Origin of the sequence: Streptomyces sp. NWU339, from assembly GCF_003143855.1 — a bacterium.
In the GTDB taxonomy this organism is placed as follows: Bacteria; Actinomycetota; Actinomycetes; order Streptomycetales; family Streptomycetaceae; genus Streptomyces.
Window position 1 is genome coordinate 93,038 of record NZ_QFRK01000022.1, and the last position, 24,981, is coordinate 118,018.

At 71.8% G+C, this 24,981-nt stretch carries 16 protein-coding genes; 4 read left to right on the forward strand and 12 right to left on the reverse strand.

What is annotated here, in order from left to right; translation table 11 throughout:
- Window positions 1-26: 26 nt before the first annotated feature.
- Complete coding sequence (locus DIZ27_RS24495) at window positions 27-290, reverse strand: DUF6343 family protein (protein ID WP_109380615.1); 264 nt, start codon at window positions 288-290, stop codon at window positions 27-29.
- A 132-nt stretch (window positions 291-422) separates the two neighbouring features.
- Here DIZ27_RS24495 and DIZ27_RS24500 point away from each other — a divergent pair, with 132 nt between their 5' ends.
- Window positions 423-1,118, forward strand: coding sequence for a class I SAM-dependent methyltransferase (locus DIZ27_RS24500; protein WP_375232001.1), 696 nt, complete (start codon window positions 423-425; stop codon window positions 1,116-1,118).
- Between the two features lie 47 nt (window positions 1,119-1,165).
- On the opposite strand, the gene DIZ27_RS24505 is transcribed toward DIZ27_RS24500, so the two are convergent.
- Window positions 1,166-1,633, reverse strand: coding sequence for an RNA-binding S4 domain-containing protein (locus tag DIZ27_RS24505; protein ID WP_109380617.1), 468 nt, complete (start codon window positions 1,631-1,633; stop codon window positions 1,166-1,168).
- Between the two features lie 381 nt (window positions 1,634-2,014).
- Here DIZ27_RS24505 and DIZ27_RS24510 point away from each other — a divergent pair, with 381 nt between their 5' ends.
- Both DIZ27_RS24510 and pip read left to right on the forward strand, forming a co-directional pair.
- The gene (locus tag DIZ27_RS24510) at window positions 2,015-2,767 is read left to right on the forward strand and encodes a uracil-DNA glycosylase (RefSeq protein ID WP_109380618.1); all 753 of its coding nucleotides are present in this window, start codon (window positions 2,015-2,017) and stop codon (window positions 2,765-2,767) included.
- Between the two features lie 37 nt (window positions 2,768-2,804).
- Complete coding sequence (gene pip / locus DIZ27_RS24515; protein ID WP_109380619.1) at window positions 2,805-3,770, forward strand: prolyl aminopeptidase; 966 nt, start codon at window positions 2,805-2,807, stop codon at window positions 3,768-3,770.
- A gap of 9 nt (window positions 3,771-3,779) precedes the next feature.
- On the opposite strand, the gene DIZ27_RS24520 is transcribed toward pip, so the two are convergent.
- The 3 genes from DIZ27_RS24520 to DIZ27_RS24530 form a co-directional block, all read right to left on the reverse strand.
- Window positions 3,780-4,253 carry a GNAT family N-acetyltransferase gene (locus tag DIZ27_RS24520; RefSeq protein WP_109380620.1) on the reverse strand — a complete coding sequence of 158 codons (474 nt, stop codon included), beginning with the start codon at window positions 4,251-4,253 and terminating at the stop codon, window positions 3,780-3,782.
- Window positions 4,253-4,672, reverse strand: coding sequence for a RidA family protein (locus tag DIZ27_RS24525; RefSeq protein WP_109380621.1), 420 nt, complete (start codon window positions 4,670-4,672; stop codon window positions 4,253-4,255). The genes DIZ27_RS24520 and DIZ27_RS24525 overlap by 1 nt, the downstream gene beginning before the upstream one ends.
- Before the next feature lie 220 nt (window positions 4,673-4,892).
- A complete protein-coding gene (locus tag DIZ27_RS24530) occupies window positions 4,893-8,396 on the reverse strand; it encodes a S8 family serine peptidase (protein ID WP_258308523.1) in 3,504 nt (1,167 codons plus the stop codon).
- A 439-nt stretch (window positions 8,397-8,835) separates the two neighbouring features.
- Here DIZ27_RS24530 and DIZ27_RS24535 point away from each other — a divergent pair, with 439 nt between their 5' ends.
- Entirely contained in the window at window positions 8,836-9,624 is a 789-nt protein-coding gene (locus DIZ27_RS24535) for a nucleotidyltransferase family protein (RefSeq protein ID WP_109380623.1), read from the forward strand.
- Window positions 9,625-9,647: 23 nt separating this feature from the next.
- On the opposite strand, the gene DIZ27_RS24540 is transcribed toward DIZ27_RS24535, so the two are convergent.
- The 7 genes from DIZ27_RS24540 to DIZ27_RS24575 form a co-directional block, all read right to left on the reverse strand.
- Window positions 9,648-11,900 carry a UvrD-helicase domain-containing protein gene (locus DIZ27_RS24540; protein WP_109380624.1) on the reverse strand — a complete coding sequence of 751 codons (2,253 nt, stop codon included), beginning with the start codon at window positions 11,898-11,900 and terminating at the stop codon, window positions 9,648-9,650.
- A gap of 84 nt (window positions 11,901-11,984) precedes the next feature.
- On the reverse strand, window positions 11,985-18,875 hold the full coding sequence (locus DIZ27_RS24545; RefSeq protein ID WP_109380625.1) for a DEAD/DEAH box helicase: 6,891 nt from the start codon (window positions 18,873-18,875) through the stop codon (window positions 11,985-11,987).
- A gap of 475 nt (window positions 18,876-19,350) precedes the next feature.
- A complete protein-coding gene (locus DIZ27_RS24550; protein ID WP_219933644.1) occupies window positions 19,351-20,781 on the reverse strand; it encodes an NAD(P)-binding domain-containing protein in 1,431 nt (476 codons plus the stop codon).
- A gap of 780 nt (window positions 20,782-21,561) precedes the next feature.
- Entirely contained in the window at window positions 21,562-22,041 is a 480-nt protein-coding gene (locus tag DIZ27_RS24555) for a DUF3592 domain-containing protein (RefSeq protein WP_109380627.1), read from the reverse strand.
- Between the two features lie 246 nt (window positions 22,042-22,287).
- A complete protein-coding gene (locus tag DIZ27_RS24560) occupies window positions 22,288-23,058 on the reverse strand; it encodes a glucose 1-dehydrogenase (protein ID WP_219933645.1) in 771 nt (256 codons plus the stop codon).
- 214 nt (window positions 23,059-23,272) lie between these two features.
- Entirely contained in the window at window positions 23,273-23,752 is a 480-nt protein-coding gene (locus DIZ27_RS47325; protein ID WP_258308524.1) for a hypothetical protein, read from the reverse strand.
- Window positions 23,753-24,107: 355 nt separating this feature from the next.
- Window positions 24,108-24,842 carry a hypothetical protein gene (locus DIZ27_RS24575; protein WP_146228985.1) on the reverse strand — a complete coding sequence of 245 codons (735 nt, stop codon included), beginning with the start codon at window positions 24,840-24,842 and terminating at the stop codon, window positions 24,108-24,110.
- Window positions 24,843-24,981 lie beyond the last annotated feature (139 nt).

The following is a 24,981-nucleotide window of genomic DNA, read 5'->3' on the forward strand; positions in this document are numbered from 1 at the left end:
CCCGCGCTGCCCCCCCGGTCACACGGTCACCACGGGCCCCGGGGCGGTTCGTACGGGGGGACGTCGCGGCCCGGCTGGTAGTGCGGCCCCTGCCGGAGGTGCCGGACGATCATGATCAGATCGGTCGTGACGACCAGCCACAGCACCCCGCACAGGAGCGCCCAGCCCGGATGGCCGGAGAGCGCGAACGCCACCGTCCCGGAGACCGTCCACACCTCGCCCCAGACGCTCAGCCAGAGCCGCGCGCGCAACGCACTGCGCGCGGTCCTCGGCTCACTGCCCGTACGCACCTCGTCACCACCCCTCCCGACTTCACCGTACGCCAGGACGACGAAGAGGGCGTTCTCACTCGATCGAGTGAATCGGGAGAGGAGGGGAACGGGCTTGCGGATCCGGTCCGTTGGGCGGACATGGAGCTGAAAATGCGTGAAGGACGTGAAGGATACGAGGGGACGGGCCCCGGGGCGATCACCCCGGACGGCTGCGCGGTGGAGCTGTACTCGCGACTGCCCGTCGGTGACGAGCCGGACATCATCGCCGCCGCCGTTCCGGCGGGCGCGCGCATCCTGGAGCTGGGCAGCGGAGTGGGGCGGATGACCCACGCACTGCTGGAGCGCGGATTCGAGGTCACCGCTGTGGACGAGTCCGCCGAGATGCTGGAGCGCGTCCGCGGGGCCCGGACCATATGCGGCCCCATAGAGAAGCTGCGGCTGGACGAGACGTTCGACGTGGTGCTCCTCGCGTCGTTCCTGGTGCACGCGGGCGACCCGGAGGTGCGGCGGGGCCTGCTGCGTACCTGTACGCGGCATCTGGCGAAGGGAGGGTGCGTACTGATCCAGCGGGAGGGCGAGGACTACCACACGAACGTGCCGCGCGAGCGGGTGGACCCGGCCGGCTTCACCGTGCGGATCGTGTCGGTCGAGCCGGTCGGCGACGGGGTCGACTCCGTGTACGCGGAGTACGTGTTCCCGGACGCGGTATGGACGCAGACGTTCCGGTCGCGGCGGTTGACGAGGGAGCAGTTCGAGGGGGAGCTGGAGGAGGCGGGCCTGGCAGTGGACCAGTACCTGACAAAGGACAGGATCTGGGTGAGAGCGGTGGCGCCGAAGGCGCGGTGACACCGCTCGTCCTGATCGTGGGCCCGCCCCGGACCGGCGCCGTCAGTTCAGGGACGCGGCGCCGTGCCGCCGGGGGCGCCGGGACCCCCCAGGCCCCGCAGGCGTTCCAGCTCGCGGCGGTCGCGCTTGGTCGGGCGGCCCGCGCCGCGGTCCCGGACACCGGCGGGGGCGACGGCGTCGCGGGGCGGGGGCGGCGGGGAGTTGTCGACATAGCACTGGACGGCCACCGGGGCGCCCACCCGCTTGCGGATCAGCCGCTTGACGACGACGACCCGCTCCCGGCCCTCGTGCCGCAGCCGCACCTCGTCACCGACGCGCAGGGAGTGCGCGGGCTTCACCCGCTCGCCGTTCACCCGCACATGGCCGCCCCGGCAGGCGGTGGAGGCGAGGGAACGCGTCTTGAGCAGGCGCACGGACCAGATCCAGCTGTCGGTGCGAACGGTCTCGCCGGCCTGCGGTCCGGCAGCCTCGGCAGCGGCCACAGCGGCGGCGGTCTTCGGGTCCTCGGAAGCCATGGTCCCGACCTTAGCCGTCCGGGACGGCCGGGCGAGAAGGGATTTCGCCGAGGTCCGGCTTCGGACGGTCCACCTCGGGTCCGGCGTGGCGGGCCCGAACGGGAACGACCTGCTCCACCGGCGCGCTTCCGGCACCGGCCGGGCCATCGCGCCGTCCGTCCAATCTCTCGCCCAGCAGTCGGTCGGCGCGCTCACCGGTGTGGCCGTGGGAGCCATGAGCCCCGGGTCGCTGCCCTGGCTGCTGACGGCGGCCATGCTGATCGCGGGGGACTCTCCCGTGGCTGCGCGAGCCCGACCGGCCCACCGTGCCGGCGGCGGCGCGCGGCACCACCCAGCCGATGCCGTGAACCCGCGGGCGGCGGCCCGTCCTACCGTGGAGCCATGGATCCCAGCGGCCTCTCCGGCCCGGCCGGCATCGACGGCCTCCCGGGCCTTTTCGACCTCGACCGGCGCATCGCCGGCTGTCGCGCCTGCCCGCGGCTGGTGGACTGGCGGGAGGAGGTCGCCCGTACCAAGCGCGCCGCGTTCGCCGACTGGACGTACTGGGGCCGGCCGGTGCCGGGATTCGGGCCGCCGGACGCCCGGCTGCTGATCGTCGGGCTGGCGCCCGCCGCGCACGGCGGCAACCGCACCGGCCGGATGTTCACCGGGGACCGCTCCGGCGACGTGCTGTACGAGGCGCTGTACGACGTCGGACTCGCCTCGCAGCCGACCTCCACGCACGCCGGGGACGGCCTGGAACTGTACGGCGTACGCATCACCGCACCCGTGCACTGCGCCCCGCCCGCCAACAAGCCGACCCCCGGGGAACGGGACGCCTGCCGGCCCTGGCTGGTCCGGGAACTGCGGCTGCTGCGGTCGACGCTGCGGGCCGCGCTCGTCCTCGGAGCCTTCGGCTGGCAGGCCGCGCTGCCCGCGCTCACCGAGGCGGGCTGGACCGTGCCCCGCCCCCGCCCGGCCTTCGCCCACGGCGCCCACGTCACGCTTCCCGCCCCGGACGGCGACGACCTGCACCTGTACGGCTGCTTCCACGTGAGCCAGCGCAACACCTTCACCGGCAGACTCACCCCCGACATGCTCCGGGAGGTGCTGCACGCGGCAGCCGAGGCGGCGGGGCTGCCCACACGGAAATGAGATGAGCCCGCGCGGCACGCCCCGCTAGGGTGCGGCGATGGGCCTGTATCCGGAGACAGAACCGTACGACCACGGCATGCTCGACGTCGGCGACGGCAACCGCGTGTACTGGGAGACCTGCGGCAACCCGCACGGCAAGCCCGCGCTGGTGCTGCACGGCGGGCCGGGAAGCGGCGCGAGCCCCACCCTCCGGCGCTACTTCGACCCGGCCGCGTACCGCATCGTGCTGCTCGACCAGCGCGGCGCCGGACGTTCGACCCCGCACGCCGCCGACCACGCCACCGACATGAGCGTCAACACGACCGCACACCTCATGGCCGACCTGGAGCGGCTGCGCACCCACCTGGGCATCGAGCGGTGGCTGGTGTGGGGCGCGTCATGGGGGTCGGTGCTGGGACTGCGGTACGCGCAGACGCACCCCGGGGTGGTGTCCGAGCTGGTGCTGACGGCAGTGGCCACCGGTTCCGATCCCGAAGTGGCCCTGCTGACCCGAGGACTGGGAAAGATCTTCCCGGAGGCCTTCGCCCGCTTCCTCGCCGAACTGCCCGCCGACGAGCGAGACGGCAACCCGGCCGCCGCGTACAGCAGGCTGCTGGAGTCCCCCGACCCGGAGGTGAGGGAACGGGCCGCGCGGGCCTGGACCGACTGGGAGACGGCGACGATCCCCGCCCCGCCCGGCTCGGTCGCGCGGTTCGAGGACCCGCAGTTCCGCAGGGGCTTCGCCCGCACCGTCACCCACTACTGGGGCCACGACCACTTCCTGGGCGAGGGCAACGACGAGGGCGTGGTCCTCCGCGACGCGCACCTGCTGAAGGGCATTCCCGGCACCCTGGTCCAGGGCAGCCTCGACTTCGGCAACCTCCTCGGCACCGTCTGGCGCCTCCACCACGCCTGGCCGGACAGCGAGCTGGTGATCGTGGACGAGGCCGGGCACGACGCCGGGGCGACCGGGAACGACGCACTGGTGGCGGCGACCGACCGGTACGCGCGCCCCCACGGCTGACGATCCGCCCTACGGCCGCCACACGTACCGCACGTCCGGCTCCCGCTCCTCGTTCCCGCCGCCGTCCGTCCACTCCACGGCCTCGAAGCCGTGCCGCTCGTAGAAGCGGTGCGCGGGCGCGTTGACCTGGAAGGTCCACAGGGAAAGCCCCGCGGGGCCGCGCTCCTTGGCCAGCGCGACGAACCGGTCACCGAGCCCGAGCCCCCGCCACTCGGGGGCGAGGTACAACTGCGCCAGCTCCTCGCCCTCCAGCACCATCACCCCGACGACGCCACCACCACCCTCCGCTTCCGCCTCCGCCACCCATGTCTCGCGCAGCGGCACGAGGACGTGGCGGAAGTAGCCGTACACCTCGTCGTCGGTCCGCGGCCGGACCACGCTCGGCAGCGCGGCGGCGAAGGACCGCAGCCAGACGCCGGCCGCGGCCTCGGCGTCGTCGGGCGAAACGGCTCGGCGCAGCACCACGGCCCGCTCGTCGGCCATCAGGAGACCGCCGCCGTCGCGTCCGGGACGACGGCCGTCGCGGTGATCTCGACGAGCTGCCCGGGATAGCCGAGGCAGGCCACACCGATCAGGGTCGACGAGTGGGGCCCGGTGCTCAGCCCGGACGCCTCCACCACGTTCCACACGGCGGAGAGCACCGCGGGCTCACTGCTCACGACGTACACGTCCGTCACCACGACATGCCGCAAGTCGCTGCCCACCGCGCGCAGTTGCTCCTCGAGGTTGGCCACCACCCGCTCGGCCTGCCGCACCGGATCGCCCTCCCCGACGAGCTTCCCGTCGGCGTCGAGCGGAACGGACCCGGCGAGGAACGCCAGTCTGGTGCCCGCCTCGACGACGGAGGCGTGGGCGTAGGCGGGGGGCGGGAAGAGACTCGGGACGGTGACGCGCTGGATCACAGGGGCTCCGGTCTTCGAAGGGGACGGGGCGGACAACCACCGAGCATGGGGGTACATGACGCGCCGCCGCATCCGTATTTCGCTCCGCTCACGCCTGTACCGGACCCCGGGGTCCGGTACAGGCGTGAGCGGAGTCCGGGAAGACGAGAAGAGGAGCGGGAACGGGGCCCGTCCCGCGGCGGGCGCGGGACGGGCCGTGGTGCTCAGTGCCGTGGACGGCTCACGAAAGGTCGGGACGTTCGGTGACGCGGACGGCGTTCACCAGTGTCTTGCCCGAGTTCGCGACGAAGCGGACGTTCAGCACTCCGTCGATGACCGTCACCGTGTAGGTGCGCTGCAGAGCCGTGTAGGTGCCGGTCTCCAGGGCGATGTCCAGACTCGGCTCGACCTCCTTGCCCTCCGCGATCACGTCGAAGACCCGGGCGGTCGGCTTCGTCGACGACAGCTCCGCGAAGTCCAGCTCCACGGTGTAGACGCCGTTCGGAACGTTGTCGAAGCGGTACTCGTGCATGCCCTCACGGGCCGTCGTGAACCGCTGGGGGTCCTGGGTGCCGTTGATCCCCTTCTTGGTGGACGTCGTCTTCGTGGTGCCGAGGTATCCGAAGGACCCCTTGACGTGCGCCCGGTCCGGCTGCCAACCGTCGCCGCGGGCGTCCGTCGACGAGGAGCCGGCGCCGCTGTCGAGCGCCTGCTGGTAGCCGGGGACGACCAACTGCACCGGAACCTTGATCTCCGGGGTGCGCCCGCTGTCGGAACGCACCAGCAGGTCCGCCGAGAGCACGTCACCGGGCTTGTGGCCCGTGGTGTCGAAGCCGAGCTTCGCCGTCTGCGCGGCGCCCTTCGCCAGGTCGCCCCGGGCGGGCGAGACCGTGAGCCACGGTACGTCCCGCACCGCGCCGTCGACGGCTTCGACGATCGTGTACGGGGTCGCGGAACCGGTGTTGGACAGGGTCACCGACCGTTCCCGCGTCTGGTCGGCGGGGGCGACGACCGTGATCTGCTTCTGGTCGAGCGCGACCCGTCCGGTGGCCAGGGAGGCACTCGCGTCGGCGGCGCGGCCCGGCTCCACGGTGACGGTCTTCTCCTCGCCGGCGTACCCCGTGGCCGAGAACGCCAGCGTGTGCTCGCCGGTGCCCAGCTGCAGCGCGTACCTGCCGTTGGAGTCCGTCGTGGTGTTCGTCGAGCCCGTGGTCACCTCGACGCCGGACACCGGTTTGTCGTCGTTGCCGTCCGTGACCGTGCCGAGCACGACACCGGACTTCGTCGTGCGGAAGGCGACGCTGAGGCCGTCGGAGATCGCCTCGGTGTTGAAGGAGTACTGCAGGGCGTCCGTACCGGTGGCGTTCTCGACGCCGACGGTGGCGCTCCTGCCGGTGGAGTAGCCGCCGGGGGTGTCGGCGATGTCCTTGTACCGGTAGGTGACGGAGCCGTCCTCGCCGATCTCGGCGGAGAAGGAGAACGGGACACCCTGGTCGTACCAGTTCACGATGTCCCGCCACTCGACGACCAGCGACCGGTTCGGGTACTCGCCCCGGACCGCGGTGTAGACGCCGCCGGCGTCGGCGCGGACCAGCAGGTCGTCCCAGAACGGGTAGAGAGCCGCGTTCGGGGCCGCCGTGCCGGGCAGCGCGCTGTTGGAGTTGCTGGAGTTGGCCGCGAGGAAGTTCAGGTACCCGTTGGTGCTGACCCAGGCCGACTGGTAGGTCCTGCCGTAGAACGGGACCGGGAACGGCAGGTCGATCTTGACGTTGCCGGAGTCGCCGGTCACGTTCAGCTTGTCGGTGCCCGACACCCAGGACTCGGCTCCGGAGGCGCACGCCGTGCCGAAGGCGTCGAGGCGGTCGGGCAGGCGCACGTCGGCGACCGTGTCACCGGACACCGACACCTGGGTGCTCCCCGGCGCCACACAGCGCGAGTCGTGCGTGGCGTTCAGCGTGTACGTGCCGTGCGGCAGGGTCGCCTCGTAGCGGCCCCGGGCGTCCGCGGTGGCGGTCACCGGCGTGCCGGCGAAGGACAGCTCGGCGCCGCCCGCGGGGCCCGCCGAGGAGGTGACGGTGCCGGACACCTTGGCGGACGGAGCGGCGGTGAGGGTGAAGTCCCGCACCGTGTTCCGGCCGTCGCCGACGGCGGCCGTGCCGGTCGCGTCGGTGTGGCCGAACTTCTTGACCGTCAGGTCGTAGTCGCCCACCGACAGGGCGGGGAAGGTGTAGTCGCCCTCGGCGTCGGTGACGACCGTGCGGTCGATCGGTCCGTCGGCGACGACCTGGGCGCCCGCGACGGCGTTGCCGCCGGCGGTGACGGTGCCCGTCAGGGAACCGGTCGCGCCGCGCGGGGCGTCGCTCACCGCGGCGTAGGCGTCGAGCCGGCCCTCACCGAAGACGTTGTTGTCGTCCGCGGTACCGCCGCAGGTCAGGGCGGACACGTCGATCGCGGTGCCGTCGAGGAGCGCCTCGGTGGCCGCGACGTCGCCGTGCAGGGAGGCCGACGCGGACCAGACCAGGGCGACAGCCCCGGCGGTGTGCGGGGACGCCATCGACGTACCGCTCAGCGCGCTGTAGCCGCCGCCCATGTAGGCGGAGCGGACGTTGACGCCGGGCGCGGCCAGGTTCGGCTTGACGGTGCCGTTCTCGCCCGTTCCGCGCGAGGAGAAGCTCGCGATGGCGTTGTTGCTGTCGAACGCGCCGCTCGCGTAGCTGCTGATGTAGGAGCCGGGGGAGCCCGCCGTGTTGCAGCCGGGGCCGCTGTTGCCGTTGGAGAAGGCGGGGAAGATGCCCGCGGTCCGCCAGGAGTTCACCACATCCTGGTACCAGGGGTCCTGGACGCTCGAGCCCCAGGAGTTGTTCACGATGTCCGGGGCCAGGTCGGGCCGGGGGTCGGCGCCGTTCGCGTCGGTCGGCGCGACCACCCACTGTCCGGAGGCGAGCAGGGAATCGCGGGAGCAGCTGCTGCTCTCGCAGCCCTTGGCGGCGATCCAGGTGGCGCCGGGTGCGACACCGATCTGGTTGGCGTCGCCGTCGTCACCGACCATGGTGCCCATGGTGTGGGTGCCGTGGCCGTTGTTGTCGCACGGGCTGTCGCCCGCGCAGACGTCCGCCGGGTCGAACCAGTTGTGGTCGTGGGAGAAGGAGCCGTCGGCGTTGCGGCCCCGGTACTGGTTCTTGAGCGCCGGGTGGTCGTACTGGACGCCGCTGTCGATGTTGGCGATGACGACGCCCTCACCGCGGACGCCGTACGTGCTCCACACCTGCGGGGCGTTGATCCGGTCGACACCCCACTCGACGCCGTCGACGGTCGGCTCACTGCTGCCCTTGACCGGTGTGTCGAGCTTGATCGTTTGATCGGCCTCGATCGCCTGCACCTCGGGCAACTCGGCTATTTTCGTGGCGAGTTCGATGTCGCCGACGACCTTGACGGAGTTGTCGATCCAGAACGAGACGGCGTCCGATCCGGCCGCCCTGGCCGCCTTGAGGACACCTGACTGGGTGTCCTGCGCGACCTTCTTCTTGGCCGTGAGCACGGCCTTGGCCTTGGCCGTCTTGCCCTCGGCGCGCTCGGCGACGGAAAGGTCGGCTTCCTTCTTCATGACGACCCAGAAGGCCGTCTTGTCCTTCTCGTCCAACTGCTTGAGCAGTTTCTGCTCGGCCTTGGCGCTCAGCAGCTCTTGTGCCGGGGGCGCGCTCGGCTCGGCGGCCGCCGCGACTCCGGCACCCCAGGGCAGTAACACCAGGGCTGCCAGGGAAGCCAGAGCGACTCGGCGTGGAGATCTTCGAGAGGGTGCCACGGGTCTCCTTGATCGGGGGGTGGGGTTCGCCCACCCGGGAAAGACAAGGGCTTTCGCGGAGCGTTGTGCCGTCCGAAGCGCCCCATCACCTGTGGGTGAGGAGACGGGTGCGGAAAGTGACGGCGACTTATGATGACTATGTTGCATCGAGCATGACAAGAGGGCGGAGTGGTCGGATGTGAACGCACCACGCGTGTGGATGCGACGCGGCGTCACGACCGCGTGCCCCGGCTCGCGTTCGGCCGGACGCGTCGGCCCGCACGCACGCCGCGACACGGCGCCGCGTCGCATACCGTTCGACCCCGCGCAGCCGTCCCCGTACCCTTCCCGCGGGTCACCCCCGTGCCGTCCGTCGCCCCGTCGACCGCCAGGAGCCGCCACCGTGTCGCCCTCTCCGTCCGACCGGGCTTTCCTCGACACGACCGCCGACCGGCTCGCCGCCCTCCCCGGCGTCCGGGCCGTCACCCTCGGCGGATCACGCGCCCAGGGCACCGAACGGCCGGACAGCGACTGGGACTTGGCGGTCTACTACCGGGGAGCCTTCGACCCGGACGACCTGCGCGCGATCGGCTGGGAGGGCGAGGTCTCCGAGATCGGCGGCTGGGGCGGCGGCGTCTTCAACGGCGGCGCCTGGCTGACCATCGACGGGCGCCGCGTCGACGTCCACTACCGCGACCTCGACGTCGTCGAGAACGAACTGTCGGACGCGGAGCAGGGCCGTTTCCGCGTTGAGCCGCTGATGTTCCACCTCGCCGGCATCCCGACGTACCTGCTCGTCGCGGAGCTCGCGATCAACAAGGTGCTGCGCGGCGACCTCCCCCGCCCCGCCGCCTACCCGCGGGCCCTGCGCGAGAGCGCCCCGCCCCGCTGGTACGGCACGGCCACCGCCACCCTCGCCTACGCCAAGGCCGGCCACACCCCCAAGGGCGCCCTCACTCAGGTCGCCGGGAGCATCGCCGTCGCCGCGACCCAGACCGCGCACGCGGTGACGGCGGCGCGCGGGGAGTGGGTCACCAACGAGAAGGGTCTGATCCACCGGGCGGGACTGACCCAAGCCGACGCCCTGTTGGAGTCGCTGACGGCGAGCCCGGACGATCTCGTCCACGCGGTCACGGCTGCGGAGACACTGTTCGACCGGGCCGTGGAGGCGGCCCGGCAGCGCTCCGGCTGAGCGCCGGCTGAGTGCCGGCGGTGTCAGCCGCCGAGCAGCGGTGCGAGGAACCTGCTGGGCGTGCCGTGCCAGAAGACGGCCAGGGCGTCGCGGGAGCGGGTGGCCGCGACGAAGAGCAGGGAGCGGGCCCGCTGGAGCTCGCGGCGGTGGCGGAGCGCGTCGGTGTGCCGCATGCGGATCACGTCCGCGCGCGGTACGAGGCCTTCCGCCGCGCCGGCGATGATCATGCGCTGGTACTCCAGGCCCTTGAAGCGGAACATCGTGCCGATGTGCACGCCTTCGTCGCCGCGTGGTCCGTCCGGGCCGATCTCCACCGCGTGGACGCCCGCCTGCCGGAGGGCCACGGCGACCTCCCGCGCCATGTCGTTCGTCGGGACGCAGATCGCGATCTGTTCCGACGGGATGTCGCTCCACTGCGTGACCAACTCGGCGACGGCCTCCCGCTCGGCCTCCCAGTCGGCGCACGCACGCAGCAGCGGGCGGGTGCCGCTGAGCACCGACCGGTATCCGGCAAGGGTCTCCTCGCTGCCGTCGAGGTCGTCGAACGACTCCCCGCTCAGCAGCCCGAGCGCCGAACCGAGGATCTGCCGGGTGGTGCGGTAGCTGAGGGTGAGCCGGGCGGAGCGGCCGCGGATGTTGACGCCGAGGCTGCCGAGCGTCACCTGGTTGCCGTAGATGCGCTGGTGGGTGTCGCCGACGAGGAACATGTCGTTGCGGTCGCGGGCGACCATGGCGCGCAGCATCTTCCAGTGGCCCGGGCGCAGGTCCTGGGCCTCGTCCACGACGATGTGCCGGTAGCGGTGGCGCAGCCACCCCGCCGAACCGTCCTGGAGGTGGATGTTGTCCAGGCCGCCGGCGGCGGCCCGCTGCTGTTCGACGGCCTGGATGCGCCGCTCCCGCTCCATCTCCAGGCGTGCGGCCCGCTCGGCGACCTGGGCCCAGGTCTGGCGGCCGAGACGGTCCAGGCGCTGGGTGAACTTCTCGGCCAGCTGCCAGAGCTCGGCGCGTTCCGGCCGGGTGATGCTACGTCCCCGGCCCGCCCGGCGGGCACGGAAGTAGTCGGTCCGGGAGGCGACGGCCTGGCCGAGGATCACCTGGGTCCACTCGTCGTGCAGGAAGTCGGCGTCCCACTCGGTCTCGTCGAGCTCGTCCAACATGGCGCGCCACTCGCGCAGCGCCTGGTTGTCGTCGATCGTCTGCTTCGTGCTGCCCGGCTCGGCCTCGCGGACCACGCGCAGGGCCAGTTGGTCGACGTGACTGATGTCCACGCGGGACACCAGTCGCTCACCGCCGAGTTCCAGCAGGCGCGCGCGGAGGTCGGCGGCCAGATTCTTGTTGTACGTGGTCAGCAGGACGGGCTTGCTGTGACCCGGGGGCAGCTGTTCGACCAGGTGCCTGACCCGGTGCAGGGCGACGATGGTCTTGCCCGTTCCGGGACCGCCGCCCACCCGGGCGGGGCCGGAGTGGTCCCGCTCCACCAGCCGGGACTGCGTGGGGTGCAGGAACACCTTCCAGCGGCCGAAGTCCTCGCCCTCCAGGGCCTCGCGCAGCGCGTCGTCCGTGGTCGTGACCATCGTCGCCGGGCGCTCGGCGGCGGCCCGGAAGTCGTCGGTGTCGACCGGTTCCGGCGCGGCGACCGGAGCCGTCACCTCTTCCAGCACGTCCTCGTAGGACTTGCCGTCGAAGAGGGAGAGCAGGATCTCGCCGGTGAGCTGGGGCGCGTACTCGACGAGTCCGAGCAGTTGTTCCTCGGTGGTGAGCGTGCGGACCACCGGCACCAGCGGTTCGGCCACACCGAGACCGGTCAGCTGCTCGTCCGAGAAGCGGGCGAACAGCGGCGCGGGCTGCTCGGGCCGCGCGGGCCGGGCCTCGGGGACCGGCGCCGGCCGTTCGGGCGCGGTCCGCCTGAGGACGCTCTCCTCGACGACCTGGAGGTCGACGTACTCGATGCCGCCGGTGATCTGGTTGACGCCGTAGGCGAGCCGGTCGAGGTTCTCGTAGACCTCCTTGCGGTGCTTGACCGAGACGATCAGCCAGTCGTGGTCGGCGAGCCGCAGCAGCAGCGCGCGGTACTCGTCGTTGATCCGGGCCGACCACAGCCTGCTGTCCCCCTTGGCCTGCTGCTTCAACTGCTTCAGCTGGAGGCCGGTGGCGTGCGGGTTCTGCTTGAACTTGTGCTGGAAGTCGTAGAGGGCGCCCTTGACCGTGCGGGGGAGCCGGAGGACTTCCTTGTCGGCCTTGTCGAGCAGACGCAGGGTCACACTCGCGGTGTTCATCGGTGGGGCTCCCCCTGGATCGTTCCGTGCGTTCCGTGCGTTCCGTCTGTTCCGTGCATGCTTCGCGTTCCGTGCGGTCCGTTCCTACGACTTGAGCCGCTCGGCCAGCTCGGCGGCCGTCCAGTCGCTCGCGGGGCGGACCTCCCAGCCGGCCGCCGCGAAGGCCGCGTCCCGGTCCGCGGCCTCGTGGTCCGGTTCGCGGTCCACGGGGGCGGGGGTGCGGACGACGCCGACCTTCCGCGCGGGCCAGGCCAGTTCGGCCATCCAGCCGTGGTCGTCGAGTTCGTAGCCGTCGACGGGGACGGGGGCGCCCATGCTGGTCAGCGCGACGGCCAGGAGCTGCAGCCCCGGCTCGTCCGGGTCCAGCAGTTCGAGCACCGACTCCCAGCCGCCGTGCGGCGACGGCCGGCTGTCCGCGACGGCCACCGCCGTGTCGTGGACGGTCGCCGCGACCGCCGTCGCACTCTCCCTGGGATCCACGCGATCCCTGGGATCCACGAGATCCGCCGGTACGGCCGTCTCCCGGCCGCCGAGGGCACCGAGGTCGACGCGGGTCGAGGCCAGCCAGCCGCCGCCGCCCGTGACCGCGAGGGTGTCGACGGAGAAGGCGTCCAGCATGCCGGTGGTCAGCTGGACGCTGTCGCCGCCCCCCTGCTCCAGGAACTGGAGCACGTTGCTCCAGTACAGCCAGCCCCGCCAGCGCGTCCGGTGGGTCCCGGTGTCCGCGACGGCCGCCGCGGAGTCGTCGAGGACGGTGGCGGCGGTCCAGGCGGGCGGCTTGTGCCGGCCGTCCGCCGCCGCCACGACCGGGCACCCGGAACCGTCGACCGCGGCGAGGACGCGCACCGGTCCGCCCGCGCCCCGCGGGGGCGTGCCGCGCAGCGCCGCCGCGAGCCGGACGCCCACCACGTCCTCGGCCACCGCCGCCGCGTGCGGCCGCGTCCCGGTCAGGCCGGCCACGACGGCTTCGGCGCGGGCCAGCCACAACTCGGCGTCCGGGCGGCGGAGGTAGGAGAGCAGCAGGTCGGCCGGATTGACCCACACGTGCTCCGCCAGCTCGCCCGGCAGACCGCCGCGCACCTTGGCGTAGTAGTCGCGGGCCTGGCGCCGGGCCTGCTCGCCGTAGGGCAGCCACACCGGGTCCACCGGCCCGGCGGCACGGTGGCCGGTGTCCCGCACCCGGGTGCGCCACTCCTTGACGTCGTGGTACGTCAGCTGGAAGACGCGCAGCCCCTCGGCGCGCAGCCGGGTCCGCTTGGCGGCGTCGTCGGCCAGCCGGTTGTGCCGGGCGCCGGCGTGGAACTCGAAGCCGTCCAGGTACAGCGCCAGGCGCGGGCCGGGGGCGTCGAGGCGTTCGAAGAGGACGTCGGGACGGGTGCCGTCCAGCACCCTCTGCTGCGAGACCCGCCAGCTCAGGGTGGTGCCGTCCGCGCCGGTCAGCCGCAGGTCCAGCGAGTAGGTGCCCGCCGTGGTGGTGTAGGCGTCGGCGCTGGCCCGCGCGTCGGGCTGGGCGGCCCACTCCTTGAGCGTGTCGATGAACATGACCTCCAGGTCGCTCTCGGCCTGGCGCTCCAGCGGGATGTGGTGCGTGGCGGCGACCGGTGAGGTCCTCCAGCTCTCGCCGCCCTCGCCGAGCAGTTCGTCGAGCATCTGCCGGACCTCGTTGCGGCTCACCCGGTCGTAGTCGCCCGCCGGTACGCGGCGCAGCAGGCAGCGGTGGCAGCCGTCCTGGCCCTTCTCCCGGCAGGGGCAGCCCTCGATGACCCTGCGCGCCTCCAGCAGCACCTCGCGGAAGCCGTCCGCCGACGCCAGCCGGTGCAGGTAGCCGGTGCCGCCGGGCAGCCGGTCGTAGACGACGAGGAAGCGCCGGGGCCAGTCGGCGTCGCCGTGGTCGGGCATGGAGGCGGAGGCGATGTCGATGTGGTCGGGGTCGCCGCCGTACCGGGCGGCTATGCCGACGAACAGGGCGGCGGTGAAGGACGCGAGGCGTTCCTTGGCGCGGGCGACGGACGCCGGGAGCAGGATGCGCACGGCCTCGGTGGTCAGCTCGTGGGCCAGCAGCAGCGGTACGTCCTGACCGGCCGCCCGCTCCTCACCCTCATGGCGCGCCTTGCGGCGCGGGCACCACAGCATGTGGTGGGCGCCGGCCCGCCCGCCCGCGGCGACGGCCAGCGAATCGGTGAGCGCGTCGCGCGGCTGGTCGACGACGGGACGCCCGTCCGCCGTCGCGCCCCCGCAACCGGTGCACACGTAGAAGGGGTTGAGGCGGACCTCCTCACCGGCGACCGGCACCGTACTGCTGCCGTCCTGCCGGTCCAGGCCCAGGTTCAGCGTCCGCACGACCGCGCGCCGGGTGAAGTCGACGCCGAAGACGGCCGTCTCGTGCCGCCAGGAACCGGGCGCCAGATGCGCCGGGTCGACGTCGACGGTGGTGAGCATCGCGTAGCGGCGGCGGTCCCGCTCGTCCTTGTCGTCCCGGACCCGGGCGTCGTCCCGCTTGTCGCGGGCCAGGACCCGCTTGGGCTCCAGTACGTACTGCACGCAGCCGGCGTCGGCGATCTCCCGTCCGCCGCAGCGCGGGCACGGCGAGGTGTCCGCCTGGGCGTTCGCGGTCCGGGTGTAGCCGCAGGCCGGGCAGAGCCGCCACACCGACCAGGCGCGCCGCTCCGGGCCGCCGATGTCCAGGGCGCGCACGACGTGCCGGTAGCCGTTGACGTAGAAGCTGTTGCCGGGCGCGAGTTCGGTCAGGGAGAGCCTGCGGGAACGCTCGTAGTCCCGCACCTCACTGCGGTACGTCTTCTTCCCGCCCGCCCCGGAGCCCGATCCGGAGCTCGTCCCTTCCGCGTCCTCCGCCCCCTCCGGGGCCCCGGGTTCCCCGGGGTTCTCCGTCCAGTAGAGCGTCGCCTCCAGCCGCGTCGTCGTGTCGACGAGGCTGTAGTTCGGCAGCAGCCCCAGGTCGACCAGGGCGCCGTGCGCGCTGGTCCGGCTCAGCTCGCGCAGCAGGTCGCCGGTGGCGCGCCGCTCGGCCAGCAACTGCCGGTACTCCCGGTCCTGTTCGGGGTCGGAGCGGACCAGGCCGTCCAGCGCCGTGTCGATGGCCGCGATCCGCCAGCGCAGTTCCTCCCGCCGCGACGTCCAGTCCTCCTCCGCCTCCTGCAACGCCCGTACGACCCCGCCGGTCGCGTACGCGCGCAGTTCTCCGGCGGCGTGCTCGGAGACCCCGGCGCCGTCCGCCCGGCCGAGGGGGAACAGCGACAGGAACTCCTCGGCCAGGCGCGCGCCGTGGGTGAGCGCGGCGTCCGCGAGGTCCTGGCACCAGCCGGTGGTGCCGAAGAGCGCCGACACCAGGCGCGGCGCGGGCTGCAGCCGCTCCCCGTCGGCCGTGGTGAGGGCTCCCCGGGCGGCCAGGTCGAGCAGGTGGGCCGTGTACTGGCGGCGCAGGATCTCCACCGCGGACAGGTAGCAGCCCGGCGGCACGATGTCCCCGTCGATCATCTCGCCGGGCTCGTCGAGGTAGTACAGGTCGCGGGCGCGCCGCCCGCCGAAGGCGACCACCAGGGCGTTGCCGGTGCGGCGCCCGGCCCGGCCCGCCCGCTGCACGTAGTTGGCCGGTCCCTTGGGCAGGGAGCCCAGCAGTACGGCCGACAGGTCGCCGATGTCGATGCCGAGTTCCAGTGTCGGCGTGCAGGACAGCACGTTGGGGTCGGTGTAGTGGGTGCCCTGCCGGAAGGTCCGCTCGACCCGCTCGCGCTGCGGGCGGGTCAGCATGCCCGTGTGTTCGGCGGTGACCACGCGGAAGGTGCCGCCGGTCAGGTACAGGCGCCGGTAGTAGTCGTTGCGGTAGTCGCGTTCCCGGGTGCCGCCGAAGCCGCCCGAGGTGCCGGTGACGCTCACGGACGGCTCGGTCTGCGGCGGCAGCAGCGTGCCCCGGCAGCGGTAGCGCGGGCACGGGTGCCCGTACCAGCGGGTGCGCCGCTCGGGCGGCACGACCTGCTCCCACCCGCAGTCCGCGCAGCCGACGTACGCCTTGTTGACCAGGGCGTCGTCGAGCAGCCGCACCTCGATGTGGCCCGGCTGCAGGCCGTAGACCCGGGTGGTGCGGTCCTGCGCGGTGCGCACCGCGAGGACGTGTTCCTCCGCCAGCGCGGGCAGCAGCCGCCGCAGGTACTCGTTCGCCCCGGCCGCATCCAGGCCGAGGCAGCGCCGGGTCCAGTCCTGGTACCAGCCGAGCCGGCCGGTGGCCGTGTCGAACGTGGACCGCTCCTTGGGCGCGTCCAGCAGGAACCGGGGTGCCGCCACCCCGTCGGGGAAGGCGGGCATGCCGTCCGGTCGGCCGCCCCAGATCTTGAACCGGGTGACCCCGGCGTCCCGCATCCAGGGTTCCAGCCACCGGTGCCGCACCCCGCCGCGCATGCGCACCCGCTCCAGCAGGCCGCGCACGAAGGCGAGGTACCGCTCCGGCGTCGGCAGCCCACCGGTCGCGACGAGCTGACCGGGCAGGGACAGGTGCAGGTCGCGGGCGAGCGCGGTGAGACGGTCCGGGTCCGGCACGACGACCTCGGCCGTGACCGTCCGCGTGAGTTCCAGGGTGCGGCCCTGGCGCGAGCGCAGACCGAACTCCATGACGGTGGCGAACGCGAGCCGTTCACCGATGAGTTTCCACGTCGGGGCGTCGCCCGTGCCCCGCCCCGACAGCACCCGGTCCACGCCCGGCTCGTCGTGCAGGTCGGGCGGCACCACCGCGGCCAGCGCCTCGGGGTCGTCGACCGAGTCGAGCACGTTGCCGATCAGGTCGTTGAGCGCCAGCGGTTCGGGGGAGGCGTCGAGGGTGTGCGCGAGCAGGGACCGCAGCGAGAACTTGTACGAGGCGTTGGCGACGTAGCCCGCGCGGTGCGCGGCGTCCTGCGTGGAGTCGTTGAACAGCAGCGTCTTGCGTTCCTCCGGGACGAGCGCGATGTCGCCCCCGGTGAACAGCTGCGTGACCGTGGCCGAGGCGAGCGCCGGCAGCGAGGTGCCGAGGAAGCGGATGCCGTTGTCGGTGGTGCAGGCCGGGCAGCGGTCGTCGAGGGCCGCCCGGTCCGCCGACTTCCGGTCGGTGACGGCCAGCGCGAACCAGCCGTCCTGGAGCTCGTCGCGGTCCGCCGCCGTGGGCAGCCGGTAGGTGCCCTGCGCCCCGTCGAGCACCACGACGGACAGCGGGTCGAAACCGCTCGCGGACACCGGCCGGGCGCCGGTCAGCGCGTCCAGCGCCTCGTCCCGCTCGGCGGCCGTGGCGGCGATGAAGTACCGGATGCGCCGCTTGTCCCGGCCCAGTCCGGCCCGCCACACCTTGTCCTGCGCCATGACGAGCCGCTGCGGGTCGGCCTCCGGGGACAGCGCGGCCCACCCGGACCGCCCGCAGTGGCGGCAGTAGACGGCCGGCAGGTGCACGGAGGACGGCCGCACCGTGGTGTCCGATCCCGGCGGAACCTCCGCCCGGCGCGCGTCACCGGACGGCCAGGTCCCCGAGGACCGTGCGTCGTCCTCCCCGGGCGCCGCGGCCAGGGCGGCCCGGCGGGCGGCGGTGCGGTCGTCCTCGTACCAGCGGAACTCCGGGAGGGGCCCGACCCCGCGCAGCACCCGCGTGACCGGCCGCACCCACAGGTGCGCCTCGACGTGCAGCAGCGGCCGGGGCCGCCTCTCGTCCGACTCGGGGTCCCGGGCGGCCGACAGCAGCGCGATGAACCGCCCCAGCGCCTGGAGCACCAGCCGCGGGTTCTCCCGGGCGGTCCGCGCCCACGCGTACCCGAACTCGCTCATCCGGCCCCGTAGTTCCCACTCGCCGAGCGGCTCGCCGCTCAGCAGCGCCAGCGCGGCGCCCGTGAAGTGGTGCCGCCGCAGCAGCCGGCCCAGCCGGAACGGGTCGAGCCCGCGCCGCCCCAGCAGCTTCTCGGCCAGCCCGTCCAGGTCCAGTAGATCGGGCCGGGCCTCCACCCCGGGGCCGCCGGAGCACTCGACGACCTCCCGGGGGTTCGGCGGGTCGGGCAGCTCGTAGTCCACCTCGCCGGTGAACTGCTCCGGCGACATGCGCTCCTCGCCGATCACGGAGTCCGGCGCGAACGGCATCCCGAAGACCTGCTCGGCGACCTCGAGGATGCCGCCGCCCCGGCGCGCCTCACCGCCGCCCGCGCCCAGCGTCGCCGAGGTCGCCACGGGACAGATCGACCCCAGGGGCCGTCCCGGCGCGCTGCGCCCGGTGGCCGCGGCGAGCCGCCGCAGCAGCATCGCCACGTCCGTGCCCTGCGCGCCGTCGTAGGTGTGGAACTCGTCCAGCACCACGTACGCGATCTCCGCGTCCTCCCACAACGGCCGGTCCTCGCCGCGCTGGAGGAGCAGGTCGAGCATCTTGTAGTTGGTGATCAGCACGTCCGGCGGCGACTGGCGCATCTCCTCGCGCCGGGTCAGCACCCGCCGGAAGTCGGTGTCCGGCCGGTCGCCGATGTAGAGGCCCGCGGTGACCTGCGCGAGGTCCGGCTCCGCCAGGTACTCGCCGATGCGGCCGGCCTGGTCGGTGGCGAGCGCGTTCATCGGGTACAGCAGCACGGCCTTGACCCCGCGCCGGCCGCGCGCCTTCTCCCGCCGGCAGTGGTCGAGCACCGGCACCAGGAACGACTCGGTCTTCCCGGACCCGGTCCCCGTCGTGATCAGCGTCGGCCGGGCCGGCCCGCGCAGCGTGCTCAGCCGCTCCCACGCCTTCGCCTGGTGCCGGTACGGCGGGAACCCCGGACGCCACTCCAGATGGTCCCGCCACCCGTCACCGGCCTTGTGGAACGGCGTCCTGATCCGCAGGTACGGCCCCCGGAAGATCCCCGTCTCCGGATGCCCGAGGAACCGCTCCAGGGCGAGCCGGGTGTCCGCGTCGGACAGGGCGTACGTCGTCGTGAGGTACTGCGTCAGACTGCCGCGGACCTGAGCGGCGGCCAGGGTGGGCCTCACGGCTGCTCCTTCTCCCGGTGATCGTCCGGGTCAACCGTATAGCGGACATCTGACACGGTCTGCCCCCTTCCCGGATCACCCGGTCCACGGCCCGGCCGGACAGGAGCTTCACCTCTTCCCACCTCCGGCCCCCACGCCGACTCGGCCTGACATCAGCCAGGTCGGAAACAGCTCACGGTCTTCGACCAGGGCTGCCCTTGGAAGTGGTCGTTGCGTTCCGCGCGGATCACGGAGGCCAGGGTCCTTGAGCGGGCCGCGCCGATGCCGAGGCGATCGCGGAGGGTCTTCGCAGGGCTGCGGCGCGATCCCCACCCCTCACACACGAGCCGTCCGGCGCGGCCCACGGCGCGCTCCCCCTGGCCCCGGCAACCGACATCCCCCAGTTGTGCCCACCCCATGGATACGGGTCAGGGGCCCGCAGCGAGAGCTGCTGGGCCCCTGACCCGTAGTGGGGTCCGCCCCCGACCTCGGGGAGTTACGCCGCTGCGCTGAACTCGGCGTTCTGCCGGGTCTTGGCGGGGTCTTCGGCGAGGTAGCGCTCGATCGAGTCGTCGAGTTCTTCGAGCCACGGTGTGTGGTGCTCGGCGGCCAGGGTTCCCGTCATGACCGAGCGGTAGACACGGTCGCGGTAGCCCATGATGTCGGCCTTCTTGTCGCGCTTCCACGCGAGGAAGATCTCGACGACCCGGTCGAGGTCGAACTCGGGGTAGTCCGTCTGCCGCAGCAGATCACGCACGTAGTCGGCCTGGAAGCGGAGCTCTTCGGCGTCCGAGGAAAGCTTCTCGAAACGTTCCCGCCACTCGGCGATGGACGCGGAGCGTTCGGTCTCCGACGGCAGCTCGGCGCGGCCCAGGATGAGGTCGCGTACGTACCAGGCCTGCGCGTCGAACATGTTGAAGGTGAACCACTGGTCCTGCGCGCCGAGGTAGGCCAGACGCGGGTTGTCCTGCCACACGACACCGCGGTAAAGGCCGTCCGGGTACACGTTGTTCGGGGAGTTCAGCGCGAGCTCGTCGGGCAGGAACGGGTACTTGTGCAGGTAGCCGGTGCACAGGATGACGGCGTCGATGTGCTTCGAGGTGCCGTCGGCGAAGTGGACCGTGTTGCCCTCGATGCGCTTGATGAGGGGGCGTTCCTCGAAGCCCTCGGGCCAGTCGTAGCCCATCGGCGCGGAACGATAGCTCGCCGTCACCGAGCGTGCGCCCATCTTGAACGCCTGGCTGCCGATGTCCTCGGCCGAGTAGCTGGAGCCGACGACGAGGACGTCCTGCCCCTTGAAGGCTTCCGCGCCGCGGAAGTCGTGCGCGTGGGCGATGTGCCCGGGGAAGGTCTCGATGCCGGGGAATTGCGGCATGTTGGGGAAAGCGAAGTGACCGCTGGCGACGACCACATGGTCGAACTCCTCGGTCGTCGTTTCTCCGGTGGGGAGATTCTCGACCGTGAGCGTGAAGACCTCACGCTCGGCGTCGTATTCCGTCCAGCGCACGACGGTCTGGAAACGGATGAAATCGCGCACGTTCGTCTTCTTCAGCCGGGCGGCGATGTAGTCCCACAGAACCGGGCGCGGCGGGTATGAGGAGACGGCGCGACCGAAGTGCTCGTCGAAGGTGTAATCAGCGAACTCCAGCGCTTCCTTCGGAGCATTCGACCACAGATTGCGGTACATGCTCGAGTGCACGGGCTCGCCGTACTCGTCGAGTCCGGTGCGCCAGGTGAAGTTCCACTGGCCACCCCAGTCGGTCTGTTTCTCAAAACAGACGATCTCGGGGATGTCAGCCCCCGCGCGCGCTGCGGTCTCAAAAGCCCGCAGCTGAGCCATGCCCGAGGGGCCGGCACCGATAATCGCTACTCTTTTTCTGTTCGTCACGTATGTCCCTTTATTTTCGCCATGCGGCCCCGTTCCCACCCTTACGGGCAGGGCGGAGCCATCCGGTCGCCAGAGTCCGCACGTATCGACCGGTTCAGAGAGACGGATTTCTTTTGACCGTAGCAGGATTGGCTCAGTTGCGCTAATTTGCTGTCGCAATCAACGGCGTCGACCCGTCGGAAGTGCGGGCCGCGACAGCCGGTCCGGCCGTGCGGCCACAGGTCGACATCGAGCCCCACTCTCGGCGGATGAGCTGCGGTTTCGTCACCTCGTCGGGTGCGACGGGGGGTCGTCCCCCGGGCTGGCCGCGAAGGTCGTCGCCCTGCATGTTTTCACCCTTTGAACTTCACGTCGGCAACGCAGCGGAAAGGGTGGAGGGCGCCCTGGCGGAAATGTGCCCGACCGCATCTCCTTCCCGGTCTGCGCAATCTCATTCCTCCGAGACGCAGAAGGAAGCGGATCCGCAATCTGGTTCTCCGTCTTGTCCGAGTGGAGGTGTGTCGGGGGCGCCTCAGCGATCGGCCTGCCTGCCTCGGGCCGTCGCCTGCCGGAGGCGGGTGGTGGCGAGGTCGACGAGGGTGCGGGTGGCCCGGCTGAGGGTGGTGTCGCGGCGGTGCACGATGGCGAAGTGGTCGTAGCGTCCCGGCCGCGGCGGGGCGGAGTGGAGCCGGTCCGGCGGCGACGCGGTCGATCGGCAGGAGTGTGCCGTTGCCGAACCCGGCCGCGAGGGACACGGTGCTCGGTCCGCGCCCGCGCCGGACGCCGTCCGCGGCTCCCTGGCCCGTTCCGGGCGCGGCCGCACGTCGTGCGGGAAGAGTCCTACGGCAGGAGACCGTCCGCCTCCGTGAACATGGTGTGGGCGATCACCATGAAGCCCACGCACACCGCGATGACCACACCGAGGAAGACGAGCACGCCACCCGTCCCCGCGGCGAGCTTCCCGCGGGCCGGGGCGTGCGCCGTGGCACGCTCCGGGCTGTCGGCGAGGTAGTACACGGTGACGTGGTCGCCCTCGACGACCGTCGACGGGCCGTTCGCCTCGTCGAAGCGGATGACGCGCCCCTCTCGGGTCGTGAACTCGTAGACGTGGTGCAGGGTGGTGCGCACGCCGGTGTCCCCCGCGCCGGTGTCCCCCGCGCCGCCTCTGGTCCTGGTGTAGGTCCGCAGACATCTCCCCTCGGCCGTGAGGCCGTGGTTCCAGGCGCCGCTGATCTGCCTGCTGCGGCTGATGGTCCTGGCGGCCATGACGGACACGCCGACGATCACGATGACGGGTATGACGTAGAAAAGAGCTTCCATGAGTTCCCCCACCGGTCCTGTCCGCGCCGGGGACGACCGGCACGGTGGGCGCCCGGTCACGGCGCCCGCAGAAGTGTCACACGGAAGATCCCCGAACCGGGACGGAAAGGTGCGAGCTCTCGGCTTCATGCCGGCAGACCACCTGGGGACCTCTCGCCTCATGACAGTGGAACCCAATGCCCGTGTCACCCCCGTGTCAGCGGCGGACCCTCACGCACCTTCCACTTTCTGGTGCCGGGTCAGGCGTCAGCCAGCCGCCATGCCCGCGTCGACCGGCAGGGCGTGCCCGGTGACGTGCTTCGACACGTCGGAGGCCAGGTACAGGAACGCCTGGGCGACGTCCTCGGGATTGATCAGCACACCGGTCGGGTGCAGCGCGGCCGCCTCCGGTTCGGTGAACATGCCGGCGTTGATCGCCTGGTCGAGCAGCGCGGTGCGGACGACACCCGGGCACACGGCGTTGATGCGGATGCCCTGCTTGACGTACTCGATGGCCGCCGTGCGCGTCAGCGCGACCACGCCGCCCTTGGCCGCCGAGTAGTCAGCGATGCCCAGCGGCAGACCGACCAACCCGGCGATGGAAGCCATGTTGACGATCGTGCCCCCGCCCTGGGCCAGCATCTGGGTGATCTCGGCCTTCATGGACAGCCAGACGCCCTTGAGGTTCACCGAAACCAACTTGTCCCACGTCTCTTCGGTGAGCTCGTGCAGCGGCGCGCCGCCCTGTTCCTCGATGCCCGCGTTGTTGATCGCGATGTCCAGCCTGCCGTAGGCGGCAACGGTCGCCTGGACCGCCGCCTCGAGGTCGGCCGCCGAGGTGACGTCGGCCCGAACGAACTGCGCTTCCCCGCCGTCCTTGGTGATCGTGGCGGCCGTTGCCTTTCCGCCGTCCTCGTTGATGTCGGCGATCACGACCTTGGCGCCCTGCGCGGCGAACAACTGCGCGATCGCGGCGCCGATGCCCTGCGCCGCACCGGTGATGAGCGCGCTCTTGCCCGCCAGCAATGAATCCACCATGTGCCTTCGACTCCTTGTCGGGGACGAGGGGCACCTCGCATACCCCTCTGGAAGGGAAATCCCGGTCAGCGAACCGGACGCGCCACCGACCGGGGGCGCGCGTATCCATGAAGGTAACCCCGTCACTGACAGTCTTGTGCCACCAAGTCCGTGCCGTGGCAACAGAGTTGGGACTTTCACGCAAGTCACCGCAGGTCAGGCCAGGAGGTAACAGTCACGCCGGGTAGAGCGTGAACGCCTCCCCGCGCTGAGTACGCACCACAGTGAAGTGGCGCCGGTCGAGCGTGGCGACGCGCAGCGTCTTGACCCGCTCGGCGACCGCGACGACCGAGGCGTCGGTGTCGCCCAGCGGAGGGCGACAGCGCGTCGCACTGTTACCCGCACTGCGGCAGGAGGCCCCGCGCTGCAGCTGGTGGCCGTCGAGGAGGTGGACGCCGCCCTGGCGGGAGGCCCAGAGCACGTCCGTGCGGCTGAAGCTGCCGAGGTGGACCACCACCCGGGTCAGGCGGTCGACCCCGGGGCGGCCCGTCTCCCGCAGGGGAGCGGGCCCGCTCGCGCCCTCGTCCTCGTCCGCCGTCGCCACCGGGCGGAACGCGACGTCGAGTTCGCGGCCCCGGCGGTCCCGCGCGTACAGGCGCGGCCGCCCCTCCCTCGCGGTCAGATCGACCACCTGCCAGCCGTCGTGCCGCAGCATGGGTGCGCGAAAGGGGTTGGGTTCGTTGGGGGCTGGGGTGGTGGGGTGTGGGCTGGGTGTTGGGGTTCGCTCGGTCGGTTGGTCCCGCGTCAAGTAACTGGCAGGTTTTCGGGATCTGGAAAGTTGGGGACGAGCGGGTCGGCGGCGCCGGTGTGGACGTCATAGGGCCGGTTCCAGGCCGGCGCCTCGTGTGGTCGTGTCGCGCGTCGGACTTTGTGGCAGGACCCGCAAGAAACGGGCCCTGCCACAAAGTCTGACGCGCGACAAATACGCCAGGACCATCCGAACGATCATGCAGCGTCACGGTCCATTACCGGCAAAGACTCGGTGGCCCGGGCCTCCTCGCCGGCGTCCGTCAGCTCTTCTTCCAGAGGGTCACGTCGAGCACCACACGCTCGGGGGAGTGCATCGCGCCTGAGCCTGCATCTGGCCCAAAGCTCTTCACTTGGAGGAGCGCCACCCCGGCGTCGGTGACTGTGCAGATCAGTGTGCCCGGCTCCACCTGACCCTGGTTCTCGCTCGGTGCCAGGCTGATGGAGTCCATTCCGGCGCTTTGCGCGGAATCGGCGCAGTCCTCCGGGCCTGTCGGCTCTGAGGAAACGATTCCCCAGGGGTTGGCGCTACCGAAGGTGCCCCACGCGCAGTTTGTGTAGTAGAAGTCGAGTGGCACTTGCTGACCGTTGTTGGCGGCCTGCGCCTTCATGTCCCTGATGTCATCGTCGGAGTAGAACTTGGAGGTTCGCTCCTCGAAGTCGGCATACCAGCTTCCGCTGCAGCCCGGCAGTGAGAGGCCGAGGGGCTTGTGCTCGTAAACCAGGGAGTAGGTCGTGGGCGCTGCAGCCTCAGCCGATGCGGCAGACGGTGATGAAGGGGAACTTGCAGGCGGTTCCGTGGGCTGGCCCTGGCCGGCCTCGTTGTGGTCGCGGCCGGCGCAGTCGGCGCCAGTGCTGCAGTTGTTCTGGGTGCCGCCGCCATCGGAGTCTTCCAGGAGCATCACCCCGGAAGTGATCAACGCGGCAATGATCGTGGCCGCTCCGCCAATGAGCGTGGCCGCTCCGCCCCCACTGGCAATCCACTGATTCTTGGTCACACTTCGTCCCCGCTGTCGGCTCTCGATGATCACAAGCATCATCTGTGACGTCAGCACCCTGCCCCTGGTTCCGTGGCCGTTTTGGAACACGCGATGCCTGGAACACGGGGGTGAGCAGGCATCGGGACGCGAGCCCGGC